Consider the following 18028-nt stretch of genomic DNA (forward strand, 5'->3'; position numbering starts at 1 on the left):
ACAAAGCTGCTTCAAGATCAATTTGACAAGCTTCGGGAATGAGGCTATCATAGAACATCATTTTTTATTTGTTAGAGGACAGAATACTGCATTCTGTCCCTTTTTTCCATCGCTTAACCTAACTTTCAACACTTCTGAGTAGAGACGATTTATAACGACTTTATCCCTGATGAGCGGCGTTCTCGTCGAAAAACTTGTACAACTAAGTTTGAGCGCATCCTTGTGATGCGAAAAGTTTAATACCTACAAAGTTAGTTTGCATCTTTCTCAACCTGCTCCCCCACAGCCGCTAAAGTGTATAAAGTCAGTAGGGGAAGGGCATGGCCCAGCGCCAGACCGGGCAGCGTTGTCTCCCCTAATTATTTGCAGTGCTTAGGAGAGTGTTCCGTGGAGTCCCGATACGAACCCCAGGTGATTGAGCAAAAATGGCAGCAGGTCTGGGCCGACCAAGGGCTGGATCGGACCCTGGAAGCCGATGCGGACGACTCCCAGGGAAAGCGCCCGAAGTTTTATGCCCTGTCGATGTTCCCCTATCCCTCCGGCACGCTGCACATGGGCCATGTCCGGAACTACACGATTACGGATGTGATCGCACGGGTCCACCGGATGCAGGGCGATCGCGTGCTGCACCCAATGGGGTGGGATGCGTTTGGTCTGCCGGCGGAAAATGCGGCGATCGATCGCGGGGTCGCTCCGGCCAAATGGACTTATCAAAACATTGCCCAGATGCGATCGGAACTCCAACGGCTGGGTCTCTCCTACGACTGGGAGCGGGAGGTGACCACCTGTTCGCCGGATTATTACCGCTGGACGCAATGGCTGTTTTTGGAATTCTTCAAGGCAGGTTTAGCCTACCAGAAGGAAGCAGCCGTCAATTGGGACCCGATCGATCAAACCGTGTTGGCGAATGAACAGGTGGATAGTGAGGGCCGTTCCTGGCGATCGGGGGCGATCGTCGAGCGCAAACTGTTGCGCCAATGGTTTTTGAAAATTACCGATTACGCGGAACAACTGCTCCAGGATTTGGATAAACTACCGGGCTGGCCGGAGCGGGTGAAACTGATGCAGGCCAACTGGATCGGCAAGTCTACCGGGGCGCAGGTGACGTTCACTACCGAGCAGGGCGATGAGATTACCGTGTTCACGACCCGGCCCGATACGCTTTGGGGGGCAACGTTCATGGTGTTGTCACCGGAACATCCCCTAGTCCCCAAGTTGACAACGGCATCCCAGCAAGCGGCGATCGCGGCCTATCAACAGGCGGCGGCAGCGAAGAATGAAATCGATCGCACGGCGGAGGGACGCGAGAAAACGGGGGTTTGGACCGGCAGCTATGCGATTAACCCAGTCAATGGCGAGAAAATCCCGATCTGGATTGCTGATTATGTGTTGATGGACTACGGCACGGGGGCAATCATGGCGGTTCCAGCCCACGATCAGCGCGACTTTGAGTTTGCCCGGACGTTTGGTTTACCCGTGCAGGTGGTGGTACAACCCGAAGGCCAAAATTTGGATGGGGAGACGCTGACGGCGGCGTGGCCCGGTGAGGGGGTGATGGTCAATTCGGGACCGCTTGATGGGATTCCAGCCGGTAAGGGCGAGGGTCAAAGTGTGATGGCCGCGATCGCCTGGTTGGAGGCGCAAGGCAAAGGTAAAGGCATGGCCAACTACCGCCTGCAGGACTGGTTAATTTCCCGGCAACGCTATTGGGGCTGTCCGATTCCCGTAATCCACTGTCCCGACTGCGGCACGGTGCCGGTGCCAGAGGCGGATTTGCCGGTGCTGCTTCCGGAGGAAGTGGAACTGACGGGACGGGGAGCCTCACCCTTGACCCAGTTGGCCGATTGGGTCAATGTGACCTGTCCCCAGTGTGGGGCGGCGGCACGGCGGGAAACGGATACGATGGATACGTTTATTGATTCGTCCTGGTATTTTCTACGTTATCCCGACGCGAATAATGCCGATCAGGTATTTGATCCCAGCAAAGTGAATGATTGGATGCCAGTAGATCAGTATGTGGGGGGCATTGAACACGCAATTTTGCACCTGCTCTATTCGCGCTTTTTTACCAAGTTTTTGCGCGATCGGGGCCTGATCAATTTCGATGAACCCTTCCAACGGTTGTTAACCCAAGGCATGGTGCAGGGCAAGACCTATAAGAATCCCCGCACGGGTAAGTATGTGGTGCCCAGTCAAATAGCTGACCCAGCGAATCCGGTTGATCCGGAATCGGGTGAACCCCTGACAGTGGTCTACGAGAAAATGTCCAAATCCAAGTACAACGGCGTGGCTCCAGAGGCGGTGATTGAGAAATACGGGGCCGATACGGCGCGAATGTTTATTTTATTCAAGGCTCCTCCTGAAAAGGATTTAGAGTGGGATGAGGCGGATGTGGAAGGCCAATTCCGGTTCCTAAATCGGGTATGGCGGTTAGTAACTGAGTTTGCCCAAACCCAAAAGGGGAAAGTCCGAACCGCGCCTGATTCCCTCACCAAACCCGAAAAGGATTTACGGCGGGCTATCCACACGGCTATTCAGGAAACCACCCACGACTTGGCGGGGGATTATCAGTTCAATACGGCGGTGTCGGAACTGATGAAGTTGAGTAATGCCCTGAATGAGGCGATTTGTGTGGATTCGCCGGTTTATGCCGAGGGCATTGAGACGTTGTTGCGGTTGATGGCTCCGTTTGCACCTCACATTAGTGAAGAGTTGTGGCACCAGTTGGGGTATACGGATTCGGTGCATCGGCAGGCGTGGCCCGTGGCCGATCCGCAGGCGTTGGTGGTGGATGAAATCACGATCGTGATTCAGGTGATGGGCAAAACCCGTGGCACCATTCAGGTCCCAGCGGGGGCGGATAAGCAGGCGTTGGCGGACTATGCCCGTGAGTCGCCCGCAGCCCAGCGTCATCTGGAAGGCAAGGAGATTAAGAAGGTGATTGTGGTGCCTGGAAAGCTGGTGAATTTTGTCGTGGCGGGTTAACGGGCGATGACGCAAGCAAGCATTGCAGCGGCGGACACGACCCTGCAAAGCCTCAAGCAAAGTTTAGGGTTGCAATTGGCTAGCAATCCCCACTTTTTCCCAGAATGGACACCAGAGTTGACAATGGGACCGGATAGTTTGATTAACGCGGATCGAAAACAATTAAATCGCGTTAAAACTAACTTCCTGGAAATGCTCGAAGATCCCCCAGTATTGGAAAACAGTGTCAAGATGGTTGTCCTATCACCGCTGCTGGATCTGGCTGGATTCTATCGTCACCCATTTCGCATTGCTACCGAAACCAGCATCGCGATCGCGCTTGAGGATGAGGGCATAACCATCGGAGGGCGGATTGATATTCTGGTGATCAAAGCGAACCTCTGGATCACGGCGATCGAGTCCAAACGCAGCGATTTTGCCGTGACCCGTGCGATTCCCCAAACGTTGTCTTATATGCTGGGTCATCCCTCCCTGGAAACCCCAACCTTTGGCCTGATTACCAATGGCACGGATTTCCTTTTTCTCAAGGCCCAGCGAACACCCACGCCGCAGTATGCCATGTCCCGTCTTTTTTCTCTGATCAATCCCAATAATGAACTTCACGATGTCTTGGCAATCTTGAAATATCTAGGTAGTCTTTGAGAAGGGGGAGAACGATCGGGCACGCACAACTTGAAGCTATCGTTATTTCTGTATGGACTTAGATCGCAATAGTGATCTCGATTGCCTACTTTCTATCGTAACTTTGATAGCAATTTTAGGATAGATGAGGTAGTCAGAACAGCAGTTATTATAGCATCTGGCGCTAGCCGTTGAGAACAGCTATACTAGAGGTAGTGGGGAAGCCTAATGGCTCCCATGCGCCTGTTTAAGGTTACTAAGTTTACTGAAGGTGAGGCTGAAGTTGATGGAAATTCATGAGCTAGTTCTTGAAATGAAGTTGCTTGAACGCCGTCTGACTCTCTATGAAGAAAAGTATGGTGTTCTCAGTGAAGACTTTTATGCTGCTTTAATAGCAGGACAACTTTCACGGTATGACGAATTTGATGAGACTCGCACTGACTTCAGCCGTTGGAAAGGTATTTATGAAACCTGGCTGCGTCGCAAACAAGCGTATGTGAAGCAGATAGGACAGCGTGAATTAGCTTCAACACTTCGCTTTCAGCCAAGTTACTAACTACACCCACATGATGCCTCTCTTGCCTCAAGCTTTCCGCACCATAAACATATACCTCCTGATATAAGGCGTAATCGTATTCCCGCACCAAATATTGATTTTAGCCATCCAAATTTGCCCTTCCTTCTTAAAGAAATTGAAGAACTACAAAAACAAGTTTAGAGGGACATTCTGAAATATCTGGGTAGTCTTTGAAAAGGGGGAGCAATCGGGCAACCCTAGTTCGATGTTAAGCTTAATGTGGATAGGTTGGATCAAATGCAGTACGAACCATCTTCTAACTGTTAGCAAGCTCATCCAAATATTTTAGAAAAGAGAGAACACCTAGCAGAGAATACCTAGCAATTGAATATCATAGGTTGCCATCAGCGATCGTAACTTGTCATCAGCCCGCAGATCATCGATCGCTGACGCACAGCATTGACCTCAGATCTGATCTCGTATCGGTAATGTCATCCCAGGGTAGCTCAGCATAGATTTCCTGGATTAAAGCAGCCAAATCTGACCGTAAATCCGCTTGAATTAACGCTCTAGCTACCTGTTGCCCGCTCCTCTGGCTGCAATTGCTGCACGGCTATAATCAATTGCTCTAGCGTTACTGGATCACTAACCATCCTTATATTTTCTGTGTACTCATGGCATTCTACTGGAACGGCTGTTAGCTAAGGTTATTATATTGCTAACATAGGGGTCCTGCGTGAACTGAGGATTAAGATTATGGTTACAACCCTTGCTGCGTAAGCTATAAGGTTGCTACTGAGGATGGGAGGGTAAGGTAATGTTTAGGGTCAAGGAGAATGGGGAGCGCGATCGGGCTGCAACGTTAGTAGTAACGACTTTAGTCGTTACAGGCTGAAGCCAGCACTACAAACATTGCAACGTTAGTAGTAACGACTTTAGTCGTTGCAGGCTAAAGCCAGCACTACAAACATTGTAGAACTTACTTTTTGAGCTACTAGTACAGGAAAACTTATGGCCTATAGCGATTTCACACTGGCGCAGGTACAAACAACTTTTGCGTTAGCGATCGCGGAAGATCGTCGGTTGTTTACGGATGTTCTGCCAGTTCAACCTTCCGAGCGGTTGCTGATGGATTTAAATGAAAATAAACCCTTAGCCATTGCGATTAATAGTGAAAAAGCGCGATCGGAGTTTTTGATTGCGCCAATTTTGGCCGAGGTGAGGCGGCAAACTGACTATCAGATCAGTCTTTTTTCAGGTGTGGAGTTCACGGTTGATCCTGAACGGGGCTTAAGGGGCTTTTGTGACTATATTCTCAGTCGATCAAAAGAGCAGTATTACATTACGGCTCCGGTGGTGATGATCATGGAAGCGAAAAATGAAAATATAGTTGCAGGTTTGGGGCAGTGCATTGCCGCAATGGTGGCGGCGCAACTCTTCAATCAACGGGCTGGACACGAAATTTCAACAATCTATGGGGCTGTGACGACGGGCACTAACTGGAAGTTTATGACCCTGTGCGAACGCGTTGTCAACATTGATGCAGATGAATACTATATCAATCAGATCGCACTGATTCTGGGCATTCTCTTACAAGCGTTGCAGTTTCAAGGTCAAGGCGTCGCTGCATAAGGCGACAGGTCAGGACTACGTTAAGTCAAAACTTTTGGTAGCAATTAGGGGCTGATAATGGCAGCCACGGTGACCGAGACATCAGGAAAGGCCAGGGGTGAAATGACGCCCTCGGTCAGTGTGACGCGGGTGTTATAGTCGCCATTTTGGGGATCATGAAAGACAATTAGCTGTTGGGTCTGCAAGTTGACAACCCAATATTCAGGGATTTGGACTTCGGCATAGAGTCGGCGTTTGATCTCCAAGTCTTTGCTGAGACTGGCATTGGCGTATTCGATCAGCCAAAAGATGTTTTCTGGGTAGGGATGATGGCTGAGGTATTCTCGCCCTAAGGGTTGCACAATGGCAATATCAGGTTCTGGCTCCGAGGCATTTGGCAGCGTGATCGGTTTGGCAGGGCGAACCAACGCCCGATCGCCAAGCAATTGGACCAAATAATGGCCAGATGCCGTGCTGAAATACGCATGGGGTTCCCCTTCGGGTGCCATCTCGATAATTTCTCCGTGAATCAGTTCGACGGGTCGATCGTCAAGAATGCCGGCTGCGATCATGGCGTGATAGTCGGCGATCGTCCATTTTGCGGTGGTGAGGGTCATAGCCGGTTACCTGGCGTCTCTGACACTAAGGTTTTATGTTGTTTGGAAGGATGGGGTACTAGCTATTATATTGGTAATACAGTGGTTCCGAGTATACTGAGGGTCAATATCGCGGCTAGAACCCTTACGCAGTAAGACATGGCTGTACTTCACTAGAGCAGAAACCGCTGTATAGGGGTCCCGTGTGAACTGAGGAGGACTATGAAAAGAAAATGGCTACCTCACTACGAATCTATACAGAAGCTCATCAGGCATACCTAAAATGAGTTTGCGCACCAAATGCATAACAATTAATAATCCACCATAATACCTGAGAGAGGAAACCACTTTATGCAAAGCTCTTGTCATGTTTGTCTTCTTGCTAAAGGCCAAGATCAAGTTCTGACAATTCCCCATGAATTTGCCCTTCCTAGCACAGAAGTCTTGTTGCGCAAAGAAGGGACTCGGTTAATTATTGAACCTATTCATCAAGGTTCGCTGCTAGCTTTACTAACGACCTTAGAAGACATTACAGATCCTTTCCCTAATATCGATCGAGGACTACTGCCTTTAGATAACATCGCGCTTTAGTTTCAACCCATGACCTATCAATATTTGCTTGATACCAATATCCTGTCAGATTTAGTCAGGCATCCCCAAGGTCGAGTCTTTCAGAAAATTGCTACGCTGGGAGAAGCAAGTATTTGTACGAGTATTATTGTAGCCTGCGAACTACGATTTGGTGCGCTTAAAAGTGGGTCCACCCGCTTAGCTCAACAGCTAGAACGCATCCTTGAAATTATGCCCATTCTGTCATTAGAATCACCCGTAGATCAGTATTATGCAACAATGCGTCATTATCTGGAACAATCAGGAACCCCGATCGGTCCCAATGATTTACTAATTGCTGCCCATGCCCTAGCACTTGATCTCATCCTGATCACCGCCAACACCCGCGAGTTTGAGCGTGTGCCTAATTTGTGCTTAGATAATTGGCTATAGGAAGAATGAGTACTATTGCACCAGATATCCAGCAATATTGGGCTGCGATCGGTCCCCTTTTGACGATTCGCAACGAACACGAATACGACGCGGCAGTAGGGCACCTCAACCAACTTTTAGACGAAATTGGCACCGACGAACAACATCCTCTCTACACCCTACTAGATACCCTTGGCACCCTAATTCACGCCTACGAAGAAAAAAACTACCCCATGCCAGCGTGTAGCGGCGCAGAGATTCTTCACTTCCTGATGACCGAGCATGAATTGACCCAATCGGATTTACCTGACGTTGGTTCGCAAGAGGTGATCACCGAAATCCTCAATGGCGAACAAGAATTAAATGTCCTACAAGTTCGTGCCTTAGCCCAACGATTTCAAGTCTCTCCAGCAGTATTTATCTAGCTTGATTTCCCGACATAGGAGTGTTGAAAAATTATGACCCTCACTTCAAAACGGGAAGCCCCCCTCTCCATACTGACCAAACCTGAGCCGTGCGCGTTGGCAACTCCAGAGTCTTGCTAGAGACCATCATTCATGCCTTTTAAGATGAAGCCTCCCCCGAAGCGATCGGGCATCGGTACCCAACCCTATCCCTCTCAGATGTCTACACTCGCAATGATTGGAAGTGGCCATTTCCAGGTATCTGCTAGAGTGGCATCATCCCAGAACAAGACAGGGGGTGTCATGAGTGCGATCGAGCTAACAGTCATTCCCCATCAGACAGAGGCGGGAATGCCTTATCAACATCTGCGGTTCCATCTGCGCACGGTGGATGGCAACATTGAACCAGCCGATCTCAAGGGGTTGCATTTACCCACATCGATCGATTGCAAACAAGGGGTGGTGATTGAGGGCCGGGGACCAATTTGGCTGTATGGCTATTTGGTGCATGAATGCCATCCGGCGGCTTGGGTGGGTTGCTATGACCCACGTTTAGGGGCAGTGGTGGTGGCCAGTCATACCCATGCGGTCCAGGTGGGTGAAGTGCTACCTATCGCTTTGCCCCCAACAGTTTAAGAAAATGAAAAGATGGCGGCTGTAGACATGACGACACAGGAAGTGATGCTCCAACCCATCAACCTAACAACGGCGCGATCGGATTGCCAAACCTTGGCGATCGTCCGCTTAACCCCAGAGATTTCCCCCACATCGTTGACTACCCTAGAAATACCGACTGACTTAAATCCCGAACAGGGCGTTTTGCTCTACAGTCAGGCTCCTACTTGGTTGTATGGTTATTTGGTCGATCGCTTGCGTCCATTTGCTTGGGTGGCCTGTTTTCATGTGCGCTCTAACGCCGCGATCGTGATCAGTAGTCGGATTACCGATTTAGAACCAGGAGACACCTTCTCCGTTACCGTGCGAGAGACACCGGGCGCGGCACTTCTGATTGCAGGTCCTCCTAACAGCGGTAAAAGTGTTTTGGCAAATACCTTGAGAATGGCGTTGGATCAGCATTTTCCGGGTTGCAGTCACTATCTATTCCGGGCAAATTGGGATGGAGAGGGCAATCATACCTTCGAGACACCCGATCAAACCATCGCCGATCGCCTACGGACAGAAAATAAGCGCAAGTTACAGCATCAACCAGAAGCCGATGCATTGATCGAGAAATTCTTTAGCGATCGTGCCCAGGAACTTGCCAATATTCGCCAGGTTGTCGATCTAACGCTGGTCGATGTGGGCGGTAAGCCCGATCCGGTGAAGCTACCAGTCATTGAGCAATGTACCCACTACTGGGTCATTAGTAATGATATGGCTAAGGTGGATGTATGGCATGATCTCTGCAAGGCTAAATTAAACCCCTCAGTGGTCATTCAGAGTGTTTTAGCAGATCATTTAGACGTGCTTCAGCAAGAGCCACATCTGGAATTATGTGCAGGCCCCTGGCAACGGGGACAAATACGAGAACTTCCAGCGATTTTACTGCGGCAGTTGTCGTATTTGTTTAGGTAGTGATGTTGCGAATATTGATTTTTTTGCGCGATCGGGATAGTTAATATGTTGAAAGTTTAAGGCTATATTGCAGATAATCTCAGTTTGCACTGTTGTGTAAAGGGATGATCCCGTTTGAATATGTGTTTGCTAACTTGGGGAAGGGTCTAAAATCTTGTAGAAATATTAGATTCATTAAATCTTTTTGTGTGTTTCAATGTGATCGCGGCTAGGGGGCTAGCAGGGATTAGCCCAAAAACTGGGTGTTAAAGGTTTGTGGAAATACAGAGAGTAGCGATTTAATTCTAGAAAAAGGTGAAGTAAAGTGGATAGTGTTTACTTAGTCTTAATTGAAACCTCAGGCAATCAAAGCTATATTTTCTCAACGAACCGACTGCGGGAAAATATTGGCGCATCGGAGTTAACCTATCAGGCCGGTACCTATTGGGTCGGACAGGCTGTTGACGATCAAAATGAGCAAGAGCAATTTAAGAGTTGTCGTACCCCTGCGGAGTTTCGGACTGCCCTGAGAAATCAACGTCCATTGGGAGAACAAGCCCAAAAAGCAGAAATTATTGTGGCTGCTTCGGGGAAAGCATTAATTTTAGCAAAGAATGAAGAGATTGCTAAGGGTATTATTTCTGAGGTGACGCGCAGGGCCTTAATTGAAGCGCCAGGATTAGATATTGCAGGCGTTTACGAAGCAATCTCTGTAACACAAGACTTTGCCCATGAAAAAACATTGGCAGAAGCGATCAAAAAAGTTCATAAGACATTCGAGAGGATGCGATCGCGCCGCCCCTCGCCAGAAAGTCGATTTCTACGATTACCTATTGTTGCTAGTTGTGCTGTCAGTGGCTTACCTGCTGCTACGATCGATACTTTGGGAAGAAAGCCAAAAGCAATTTCTCAGGTTAGTGCAACCAAGCGAGATAAAGCTAAGGATGCTCAATCACGGCTCACCCATTTAGATCAGAGACTACAAGTACAAATTGATCAATTGCTAAAACCAGAAGCGGAAGATCAGGAAGAAAAGCGATCCTGGCTAGCTGTGGTTCATGCTGATGGTAATGGCTTGGGACAAATATTCCTAAACTTTGAAGACTATCTTGGCCAAGACAAAAGCAATCACAACTACATCAATAACTATCGAAAATTTTCCCTTGCTCTTGATGAATGTACAGAAGCTGCCTTTAAGAAAGCTTTAGATGTCTTCCCAGAGGAAGAAAGCCGAAAAAAGAATAATGTTGCCCCTATTGTTCCACTGATTATCGGAGGCGATGATCTAACTGTCGTCTGTGATGGACATTATGCTCTTGAGTTTACACGAGTTTTCTTACAGGAATTTGAACAGCAAACACAAACAAAACCAGTAATTTCTGATGTTGCCAAAGCAGGTCGGCTTTCTGCCTGTGCAGGGGTGGCTATTGTCAAACGCCATTTTCCCTTCTCCGTTGCCTATGATCTTGCCGAAGATTTAATCAAGTCTGCTAAAGAGGTCAAACGTAAAGTTACGAAGCAAGGTGATTCCAAAACGCCATTTCCCTGTTCTGCGATCGATTTTCATATCCTTTTCGATACCAGCGGCATCGATCTGGCTGATATTCGCAAAAAACTGCAACCGGAACCGAGGACACAACTCTATAACCGTCCCTATGTGGTGAGTGAGGATCTCAGCCAAGCTGAGGGACAAAATTGGGTAGAGTTACATCAATGGCAACGGCTGAGCACTAGAGTTCAAGCCCTAAATAATGGCAAACTCCCCAGCAGCCAGAGTCATGCCCTCCGAACGGCGTTATTTTTGAACAAAGAGGCTGCCGATGCCCAGTATCGCCTAATTCAACAGCGTTATGATTTAACACCCTTTACCGAATCAGAACAATCCGTTTTTCACCTAAATCAGGATGTCTACAGCACTTCATTCCTGGATGCTCTGGATGCTAAGGACTTTTTGAAAAATGACCAAACTGAGCAAAATAAGCAGCAGCTGGAGGTAAAGGTATGACATTAGTGGTTCCTGATTGCTTTACCATCCAAATTGAGATGACCAGCGATTGGCATGTGGGTTCTGGTTCCGGTCGGGGTGAAATCGATAGCGAGGTCCAGCGCGATGCGGATGGTCTGCCCTATATTCCGGCTAAAACCCTTACAGGCATTTTACGCGACGGGTGTGAACAGATCGCTATTGCCTTAGATGGCGAAAATGAGCAAGGTCTTTGGCATAGTTGGGTTGATTTTTTGTTTGGCGATCAGCCTGTCCTTTTTCAGGGCGCAGTTGAATCGGAACCTCGTCCGGCAGTAATCTCTATTCGATCTGCTTACCTAGATCAAAAATTACGGAATGCTCTCAAAGCAAAACCAGCATTGCAAGGAGCGATCGCTTTCGTCAAACCAAGTGTTGCTATTGATGAAAAAACAGGTTCAGCCAAACCAGACTTTCTTCGGTTCGAGGAAGTCGTGCGGATGGGAGCAATGCTCACTGCTCAAGGTTGCTTTTCTGAAACTTTGGAAATTACAGATGATCAGGATGATCGAAAAAAGGTTGCCTATGCCCTGCTGGTTGCGGGAGCGAAAATGGCTGAACGCTTAGGAGGTAAGCGTCGCCGAGGTAATGGTACCTGTACTATCACCATTGATACGCAAACTGACGAATGGATTCGGTGGTTTCAGGAAAACCATAGCAGTGTTGGCAATCCGCCTGAATGGAAGCGGGAAGTGCTAATGCCTGAAGCGAACTCAAATCCTACTGCTGATATGGTCTGGTATACGATTCCGCTCAAAATTGAAACCAAAACTCCGATCGTTATCCCAAAACGCACAGTAGGTAACGTGGTTGAGTCTCTCGACTACATTCCAGGGCGTTATTTTCTGGGGCATATTCATAAAGTCTTAGGCGGCAAGTTGGATGTCAGTCAAGCGATCGCCCGCGGAGACTTAGTCATCACCAATGCCACGATTGCAATTGATGATCAGGCAGGCCGCCCAACGCCGTTCTGTTTATTTGGTGAAAAGCTGGATGGTGGATTGAGTAAGGGGAAGGGAGTTTATAATCGTTTTCAGGAATCAGAGCCAGAGGGCATTCAACTCAAAGGTGAGCGCAGTGGATATGTCGGAAAATTTGATGATGCCCACTTGCCAGCCTACAAAATAGTTTCTCTTGATATTTTCACCCACAACACCATTAATGATGACGTGCAGCGTCCCACAACGGATGTAGGCGGAGTCTACAGCTACCAGGCAATTCCAGCCGGAACAACTCTAATGGCAGAGCTACGGCTACCCCAGAGTCTTAAAGTGTATTTGGATGGGCAGTCAAGCAATTGGTGGCATGACTTGAAGCGCGATCTTCGGATCGGTCAATCGAAGAAAGATCAATACGGCTCAGTCCACGTTAAAGCAGGCAAACCAGCAATATTTGATTCATCCAAACAAGTGAAGGATGACAAACTTCTTTATGTTTGGTTTTTGTCGGATGTTTTGCTGCGGGATGAGCGGCTGAACCCTACGACTGATCCTGAGCTTTTTAGACAAACACTAGCCGATCAGTTAGGAGTCGCCCTAGAAGAACGGTCAGATAATGATTTACTGTCCTCCATGATGCGATCGCGCCGTACCGAATCCTGGCAGGTGCGCTGGGGTTTGCCCCGGCCATCGATGCTCGGATGGCAAGCCGGAAGCTGTGTTGTGTACGAGATTCAGGGCGAAAAGAAACCCACGGCAGCGAAACTGGCTGAGATTGAGGCTAAGGGAATTGGCGATCGTCGCGCTGAAGGATACGGACAACTTTGTTTCAACGATCCACTTCTGATGACAAAACTCAGTGATAAAAAACGTCAAGACATAACCTCTGAACAGCCAAAAGTAACGCCCAACCTCATTTCTCCCAAAGATTCAGCATTTAACTATGCTCGGACGATCGAGATGGCCGCATGGCGAGAGGCGATCGCCAACCGAGCCGCCATACTTGCCGCCAATAGCCAGAAACGTGAAGACATACTAGGACTCAAAATCATTCACGGTAACGATGAAGACAAAGACAAGCAACCCAAAAGTCAACCACCCATGAGCCAGTTGGGGGGCTTGCGATCGGCAATGCAACGGTTAAACCAGCGGGAGAACCCCAATTCTGTAACGCGATGGATTGGTGCTATTGATCAAGTCCAGAACCGGAAGGAGAAATGGCCATCAGGGAGTTTACAAACCATCAAAAACCTGGTTAGCGATTTCAACTTAGTGTGGCAAGTATTTGGTGAGTTTGACAGTTTAACGATCACTCAAAATGGTAAGACCAAGTTGCAAGCCGATCTCTGGGCTGAGGCAGTGCGAACGTTGGTAGATGCCATCATTCGTGCTCATAAACGGGACTTGGAGAACGAGCAAAAGAAGCACTCTAAACCTGGGGAGGCGGCATAATCATGGCACGACAGATCTACACACGCTGGAAAATTAGGGGCACTCTTACTGCCGAAACTCCCATTCATGTGGGCGGTATGGGAGGCGATGCGGATACAGATCTGGCGCTAGCGGTGAATGGTTGCGGCAACTACTACATTCCCGGTACAAGTCTTGCGGGAGCCTTGCGTGGCTGGATGACGCGATCGCTCGATGAGGATCAAATCAAAAATCTTTGGGGCGACCATGAAAACGATAAACGAGGCGCAAGTTTCATCATCATTGATGACGCTGAGATAAATCTGAAGGGCATGACGATCGAAATTCGGGAAGGAGTAGGTATCGATCGCTACACCGGAGCCGCTGCGGATGGGTTCAAATACAGTCGCGCCATTCTTCCCAAAGGCGTGACCTTTCCGCTCAACATCACCCTTGATTGTCAATCAGACCAAAGCCCTGATGAAATTTGGCAACTTCTCTTTGCCTTAGAGAACGGAGATATTCGTATTGGTGCTGCCAAGACGCGAGGATTAGGAAAAGTTTCGCTGCAAGTCACCTCGATCGAAAGGCATGACTTAAACAATGCCCAAGGGCTATTTAATTCCTTGCTCCAACAGAATCTTCAGCAAGATTGGCCGCAGATTAAGCAGGAGACCATCAACCGTGTAGGAGCCTATACAAGCCCTGATCGATTGAGCCTAAATATTACCTGGAAACCGCGTGACCCGGTGATGGTGAAAGCTGAAGGGAATGGCATCGCTGTGGATATTTTGCCCCTGGTGAGTCAGGCAACGGGCAAGGTTCATTTTGTGATTCCTGGTAGTTCGATCAAAGGTGTGCTTCGTGCCCACGCAGAACGAATTGTGCGAACACTACTAGAAATTGATATCACTCCTGATCGACAGGGCAAGCTTAAATTTAACGAGCAGATTCGATTGTCAAAAGGAGAGAAACAAATTGAGTTAATCGACGTTATTTTTGGTGCTGCTGAAAAAAGTGATAGTGACACCAAGCGATCCCAGGGAAAGATTGGCATTCTTTCTGTGGATGATTGTTACGCCACAATTCCCATGACTGCTGAACACTGGTCAGCCGTTGAAAATGCCACTAGCATGGCCGTCGATGACTTCAAGCCACTAGTTAATACCGCACTGAGTAAAACTGAGGATCATTACAAGACCCTTCAGCCTGCTATGCACGTTGCTGTCGATCGCTGGACGGGTGGAGCCGCCGATGGAATGCTCTACAGCGTTTTAGAGCCGATCGGGGTTGACTGGCAACCCATTGGCATTCATCTGGATCTAGAACGCCTTAAGAAATATGGAGAAGATCATATTAAACCAGCGATCGCCCTCCTTCTCTTGGTTTTGCGCGACTTTGCCGATCGCAAAATCCCAATTGGTTATGGTACAAATCGCGGCATGGGGACGGTAGAAGTGATAGAAATAACTATGAATTGTAGTCCTATCGAGGGATTGCCAGGTATCGAAGGGGAGACAACGATTGCCTCAGATTTATGTGGAGTGAATGATCAGGTTTTGTCTGATTTGACAACGGTTTGGCAAACCTGGATTGCTCAAAATCAGGAGGTAGCATGACAAATCCAACACCAACTACGCTCTACAGTTATTGTAGTAAACAACAAGTCTCTCTGGAAGACACAATCACCCATTGTGGCGATGTTCTTAAGGATGCGATCGCCCTTCTCTACTCTCCCATTGCCTGCCAATTTCTACGCTTAAGCGATGGCGTATTTCAAGATTCCGATGGTAACGCGGTCAACTCTTTAACAGAGGTGTTTGAAGCCCGGATTTTTACGCAGAATTGTGAGTTGCGCTGGGTCAATTGCGATAGTGGTATGGGGAAGGCAGTTGTATTATCTGAATCTGAGCAAGCAATTAACCAGTTCACATTCTTAGAATCGATAGCTTGTGAATCTCTAAAGCAAAAGTACATTCTCTGGGGGCAGAAAGCAAAAAAACAGCCGTCTCAAGTTGGCTGGCAACGATTAGCAGAAGCCCGTATCGGTAAGCTTGATGTGCCTATTGATTCAAAAGTTGAAGATCGAGTGTATCTCAAGACCCATGAATACTTAGCGGCAGTAGATAACTATGGCAATTTTGCTGTAATTGAAGAACGTCTCCTCGGATTGGAGGTGAAGTAAATGACTCTCGAAGAAGCTGTGTTAGAAACCTTGTTAGAAACCTTGCGGGAACTGCCAGTAGACAAACAGCAGGAGGTTCTAGATTTTGCCCAATATCTGAAACAGAAAGCAGCAGCAAAACGACCGAAGCGCAGTATTCGAGGGCTATGTGCAGATTTAAACATTCACATTACAGAGGCAGATATTACTGAAGCTCGGAAAGAAATGTGGGGTAATTTTCCAAGAGAGATTGAACGATGAGTGCAGTGGTTGCAGATACCCACACCTTGATTTGGTACATTTTGGAACCCAAACAACTGTCTCAGGCAGCTTTCAATGCGCTGGAGGATGCAACCAATGAAGGTGCAGTCATTTATCTATCTGCCATTTCAATTGTGGAAATTTGTTATCTGATTGATAAAGGTCGCTTGTTAGAAACGGTTTTGAGCCGAGTGATGGGGGCGATCGCTGTAGAAAATTCGGTACTTGAAATTGTACCTGTTGATCTGGAAGTCAGTTTGGCAATGCGGCAGGTTGATAGAAATATCGTTCCTGATATGCCCGATCGCATCATCGCCGCCACCGCTCTTTATCTGAGCTTGCCTCTCGTAACCCGCGACTCAAAAATTCAGAATTCAGTCATTCAAACTATTTGGTAACTTCGGGAATTGTAGTTATGTCTAGCCAAGCAGGAAAGCTCTCCATCCAATTCAAGAAAAATAAGAAAGGAAATTTGCAGCGGAAGAACATCAGCATTTCTTTAAGCAATGGTCAGAGTTTTAAGTTTGATAATTTGCCTGATAAAAAGCTTTTAGAAAACCATATCTCAATTGCTTTGCTTGAACAGATTGACAGTGTGACTGAAGAAGGGAAGCAAACGTGGGATGTTGAATGCGACGTAGACGAACAACAGCAACTTCTAAAGCTACGAGAACAAGGACAAGCCTGGGATAGAGAAGTAATTGAGGCTACTGAAATGCAGATTCCTAAACGGGTTCGCCCTCAGGAACAACCGAAACGGGTACAAGCAGATCGCTTCCACAACCCCTACAACTTTGTTCCTGCCTTACCACGAGATCAGGTGACCGGTGAATTGGGCGATCGTCCCCCCGTAGGACATGGCCGCTACTTACCCAACTACTGGTCAGGCAGAATTTCGGTCAAACTGACTACGGTTACACCTTTGCTTATCCCTGACGCCGCAGAAATGACCGAGGATAATAACGATCACAAAACCTATCCAATTCGTTTGGGTGCAGATGGCAAACCCTATCTGCCGCCCACCTCGATTAAGGGAATGCTGCGATCGGCTTACGAGGCAGTGACCAACTCGCGGCTGTCTGTTTTAGAAGATCATAATGAACTGCTAGCCTACCGATTACCTGCAAAAGCAGGTATCCAGATGGTTCCGGCGCGAATCGAGAATGGTCAGGTTTGTTTATACCCTGGTACATCAGGAATTTCCAATGATGGACGACCTCAGAATAAAGACCCAATGTATGCTGCTTGGCTACGTCGATGGAATCGTAACAATACTAATTTAGATAGACCTGTAACCTATAAAGGAACTCAGCGACTACCAGTGCATGGGCAGCGTGTCAGGTTTTGGGCTGAGGAGTTTGCTAAACAAAAAGCTAATGGTCAAGCCATTTTTACCTATTGGAAAGTTCGTGAAGTTGTCCCTTATGATCAGAACCTGGGTCAGCAGCCAGCACCCACTAACCGGAATGGTCATAGCGCACATAAACCTACAGGCAAGCCGATGCGTTGTTTTGATGGCTATGTTTGTGTCACTAATAAGAATATTACTAACAAACATGATGAGCGCATCTTTTTTGAAGATGGGAATAAGAAGACCATCTCGCTGGCTGATGAGATGCGAGAGCGTTGGTCAAAACTAATTGAGAGTTACCAAAGCAATGATGATTTTCAAAATGGCCTACCATGTCCTGCGGCACTAGGAAATACTGCTACTTGGTCACGACATATTACAGGGGGTACTCCTGAAAAAGAACTTTTGGAGGGGACCCTTTGCTATGCTCAAGTCCAGTCGAATGGCTCAAGGTTTGAAATCATCGACCTCTACCCAGAAGTGTTGAATCCAGATATAAAACTTTACACTTGAGGGTGCGAGAGTCATACAAGCGTTTCTGGAAGCAAATCGTAGCTCCAATGGACGAGCGAACAGCGACGGCTGAGTTCTAGTTGCAAATAGCGAAACTTG

At 47.9% G+C, this 18028-nt stretch carries 17 protein-coding genes; 16 read left to right on the top strand and 1 reads right to left on the bottom strand.

From position 1 onward, the window contains the following. The first annotated feature begins 387 nt into the window (after positions 1-387). From leuS to ACWIUF_RS14620, 4 genes are all read left to right on the top strand, one after another. Positions 388-2985, top strand: coding sequence for a leucine--tRNA ligase (gene leuS, locus ACWIUF_RS14605; protein ID WP_448573202.1), 2598 nt, complete (start codon positions 388-390; stop codon positions 2983-2985). 6 nt (positions 2986-2991) lie between these two features. After that, on the top strand, positions 2992-3627 hold the full coding sequence (locus tag ACWIUF_RS14610) for a restriction endonuclease subunit R (RefSeq protein WP_448573203.1): 636 nt from the start codon (positions 2992-2994) through the stop codon (positions 3625-3627). A gap of 265 nt (positions 3628-3892) precedes the next feature. Next, positions 3893-4162 (top strand): hypothetical protein, encoded by a 270-nt coding sequence (locus ACWIUF_RS14615; protein WP_448573204.1) that lies wholly within the window; start codon positions 3893-3895, stop codon positions 4160-4162. A 972-nt stretch (positions 4163-5134) separates the two neighbouring features. Next, positions 5135-5755 carry a hypothetical protein gene (locus tag ACWIUF_RS14620; protein WP_448573205.1) on the top strand — a complete coding sequence of 207 codons (621 nt, stop codon included), beginning with the start codon at positions 5135-5137 and terminating at the stop codon, positions 5753-5755. Between the two features lie 44 nt (positions 5756-5799). Here the strand turns inward: ACWIUF_RS14620 and ACWIUF_RS14625 are convergent, their stop codons facing one another. Further along, a complete protein-coding gene (locus ACWIUF_RS14625) occupies positions 5800-6351 on the bottom strand; it encodes a Uma2 family endonuclease (protein ID WP_448573206.1) in 552 nt (183 codons plus the stop codon). A gap of 330 nt (positions 6352-6681) precedes the next feature. On the opposite strand from ACWIUF_RS14625, the gene ACWIUF_RS14630 reads away from it, so the two are divergent. The 12 genes from ACWIUF_RS14630 to ACWIUF_RS14685 all read left to right on the top strand — a co-directional run bounded on the left by ACWIUF_RS14630 (position 6682) and on the right by ACWIUF_RS14685 (position 17929). Then, complete coding sequence (locus tag ACWIUF_RS14630) at positions 6682-6921, top strand: antitoxin (RefSeq protein WP_448573207.1); 240 nt, start codon at positions 6682-6684, stop codon at positions 6919-6921. Between the two features lie 9 nt (positions 6922-6930). Then, positions 6931-7332, top strand: a complete 402-nt coding sequence (locus ACWIUF_RS14635) for a PIN domain-containing protein (protein ID WP_448573208.1) — start codon at positions 6931-6933, stop codon at positions 7330-7332. Between the two features lie 5 nt (positions 7333-7337). Beyond that, the gene (locus tag ACWIUF_RS14640) at positions 7338-7736 is read left to right on the top strand and encodes a helix-turn-helix domain-containing protein (RefSeq protein WP_448573209.1); all 399 of its coding nucleotides are present in this window, start codon (positions 7338-7340) and stop codon (positions 7734-7736) included. A gap of 282 nt (positions 7737-8018) precedes the next feature. Then, a complete protein-coding gene (crn3, locus tag ACWIUF_RS14645; protein ID WP_448573210.1) occupies positions 8019-8351 on the top strand; it encodes a CRISPR-associated ring nuclease Crn3/Csx3 in 333 nt (110 codons plus the stop codon). A gap of 12 nt (positions 8352-8363) precedes the next feature. After that, a complete protein-coding gene (locus ACWIUF_RS14650; RefSeq protein WP_448573211.1) occupies positions 8364-9290 on the top strand; it encodes a CRISPR-associated protein Csx3 in 927 nt (308 codons plus the stop codon). A gap of 304 nt (positions 9291-9594) precedes the next feature. Further along, the gene (locus ACWIUF_RS14655) at positions 9595-11274 is read left to right on the top strand and encodes a Cas10/Cmr2 second palm domain-containing protein (protein ID WP_448573212.1); all 1680 of its coding nucleotides are present in this window, start codon (positions 9595-9597) and stop codon (positions 11272-11274) included. Beyond that, entirely contained in the window at positions 11271-13682 is a 2412-nt protein-coding gene (locus ACWIUF_RS14660; protein WP_448573213.1) for an RAMP superfamily CRISPR-associated protein, read from the top strand. Before ACWIUF_RS14655 ends, ACWIUF_RS14660 begins: the two co-directional genes overlap by 4 nt. Before the next feature lie 2 nt (positions 13683-13684). After that, positions 13685-15259, top strand: coding sequence for an RAMP superfamily CRISPR-associated protein (locus ACWIUF_RS14665; protein ID WP_448573215.1), 1575 nt, complete (start codon positions 13685-13687; stop codon positions 15257-15259). Beyond that, on the top strand, positions 15256-15825 hold the full coding sequence (gene csx19 / locus ACWIUF_RS14670; RefSeq protein ID WP_448573217.1) for a type III-D CRISPR-associated protein Csx19: 570 nt from the start codon (positions 15256-15258) through the stop codon (positions 15823-15825). The genes ACWIUF_RS14665 and csx19 overlap by 4 nt, the downstream gene beginning before the upstream one ends. Further along, positions 15826-16065 carry a DUF2281 domain-containing protein gene (locus tag ACWIUF_RS14675; RefSeq protein WP_448573219.1) on the top strand — a complete coding sequence of 80 codons (240 nt, stop codon included), beginning with the start codon at positions 15826-15828 and terminating at the stop codon, positions 16063-16065. It abuts the gene before it with no gap. Next, positions 16062-16463, top strand: coding sequence for a type II toxin-antitoxin system VapC family toxin (locus ACWIUF_RS14680; protein WP_448573220.1), 402 nt, complete (start codon positions 16062-16064; stop codon positions 16461-16463). Before ACWIUF_RS14675 ends, ACWIUF_RS14680 begins: the two co-directional genes overlap by 4 nt. A 17-nt stretch (positions 16464-16480) precedes the next feature. Next, entirely contained in the window at positions 16481-17929 is a 1449-nt protein-coding gene (locus tag ACWIUF_RS14685; RefSeq protein WP_448573221.1) for an RAMP superfamily CRISPR-associated protein, read from the top strand. Positions 17930-18028 lie beyond the last annotated feature (99 nt).

The organism is Trichothermofontia sp. (assembly GCF_053493415.1).

Coding starts and splice junctions, on each gene's coding strand:
- ACWIUF_RS14625 (WP_448573206.1), bottom strand. CDS start 6,351: ATGACCCTCACCACCGCAAAATGGACGATCGCCGACTATCACGCCATG.
- ACWIUF_RS14610 (WP_448573203.1), top strand. CDS start 2,992: ATGACGCAAGCAAGCATTGCAGCGGCGGACACGACCCTGCAAAGCCTC.
- ACWIUF_RS14680 (WP_448573220.1), top strand. CDS start 16,062: ATGAGTGCAGTGGTTGCAGATACCCACACCTTGATTTGGTACATTTTG.
- ACWIUF_RS14630 (WP_448573207.1), top strand. CDS start 6,682: ATGCAAAGCTCTTGTCATGTTTGTCTTCTTGCTAAAGGCCAAGATCAA.
- ACWIUF_RS14660 (WP_448573213.1), top strand. CDS start 11,271: ATGACATTAGTGGTTCCTGATTGCTTTACCATCCAAATTGAGATGACC.
- ACWIUF_RS14665 (WP_448573215.1), top strand. CDS start 13,685: ATGGCACGACAGATCTACACACGCTGGAAAATTAGGGGCACTCTTACT.
- crn3 (WP_448573210.1), top strand. CDS start 8,019: ATGAGTGCGATCGAGCTAACAGTCATTCCCCATCAGACAGAGGCGGGA.
- ACWIUF_RS14615 (WP_448573204.1), top strand. CDS start 3,893: ATGGAAATTCATGAGCTAGTTCTTGAAATGAAGTTGCTTGAACGCCGT.
- ACWIUF_RS14675 (WP_448573219.1), top strand. CDS start 15,826: ATGACTCTCGAAGAAGCTGTGTTAGAAACCTTGTTAGAAACCTTGCGG.
- ACWIUF_RS14640 (WP_448573209.1), top strand. CDS start 7,338: ATGAGTACTATTGCACCAGATATCCAGCAATATTGGGCTGCGATCGGT.
- ACWIUF_RS14650 (WP_448573211.1), top strand. CDS start 8,364: ATGGCGGCTGTAGACATGACGACACAGGAAGTGATGCTCCAACCCATC.
- ACWIUF_RS14685 (WP_448573221.1), top strand. CDS start 16,481: ATGTCTAGCCAAGCAGGAAAGCTCTCCATCCAATTCAAGAAAAATAAG.
- ACWIUF_RS14635 (WP_448573208.1), top strand. CDS start 6,931: ATGACCTATCAATATTTGCTTGATACCAATATCCTGTCAGATTTAGTC.
- ACWIUF_RS14620 (WP_448573205.1), top strand. CDS start 5,135: ATGGCCTATAGCGATTTCACACTGGCGCAGGTACAAACAACTTTTGCG.
- csx19 (WP_448573217.1), top strand. CDS start 15,256: ATGACAAATCCAACACCAACTACGCTCTACAGTTATTGTAGTAAACAA.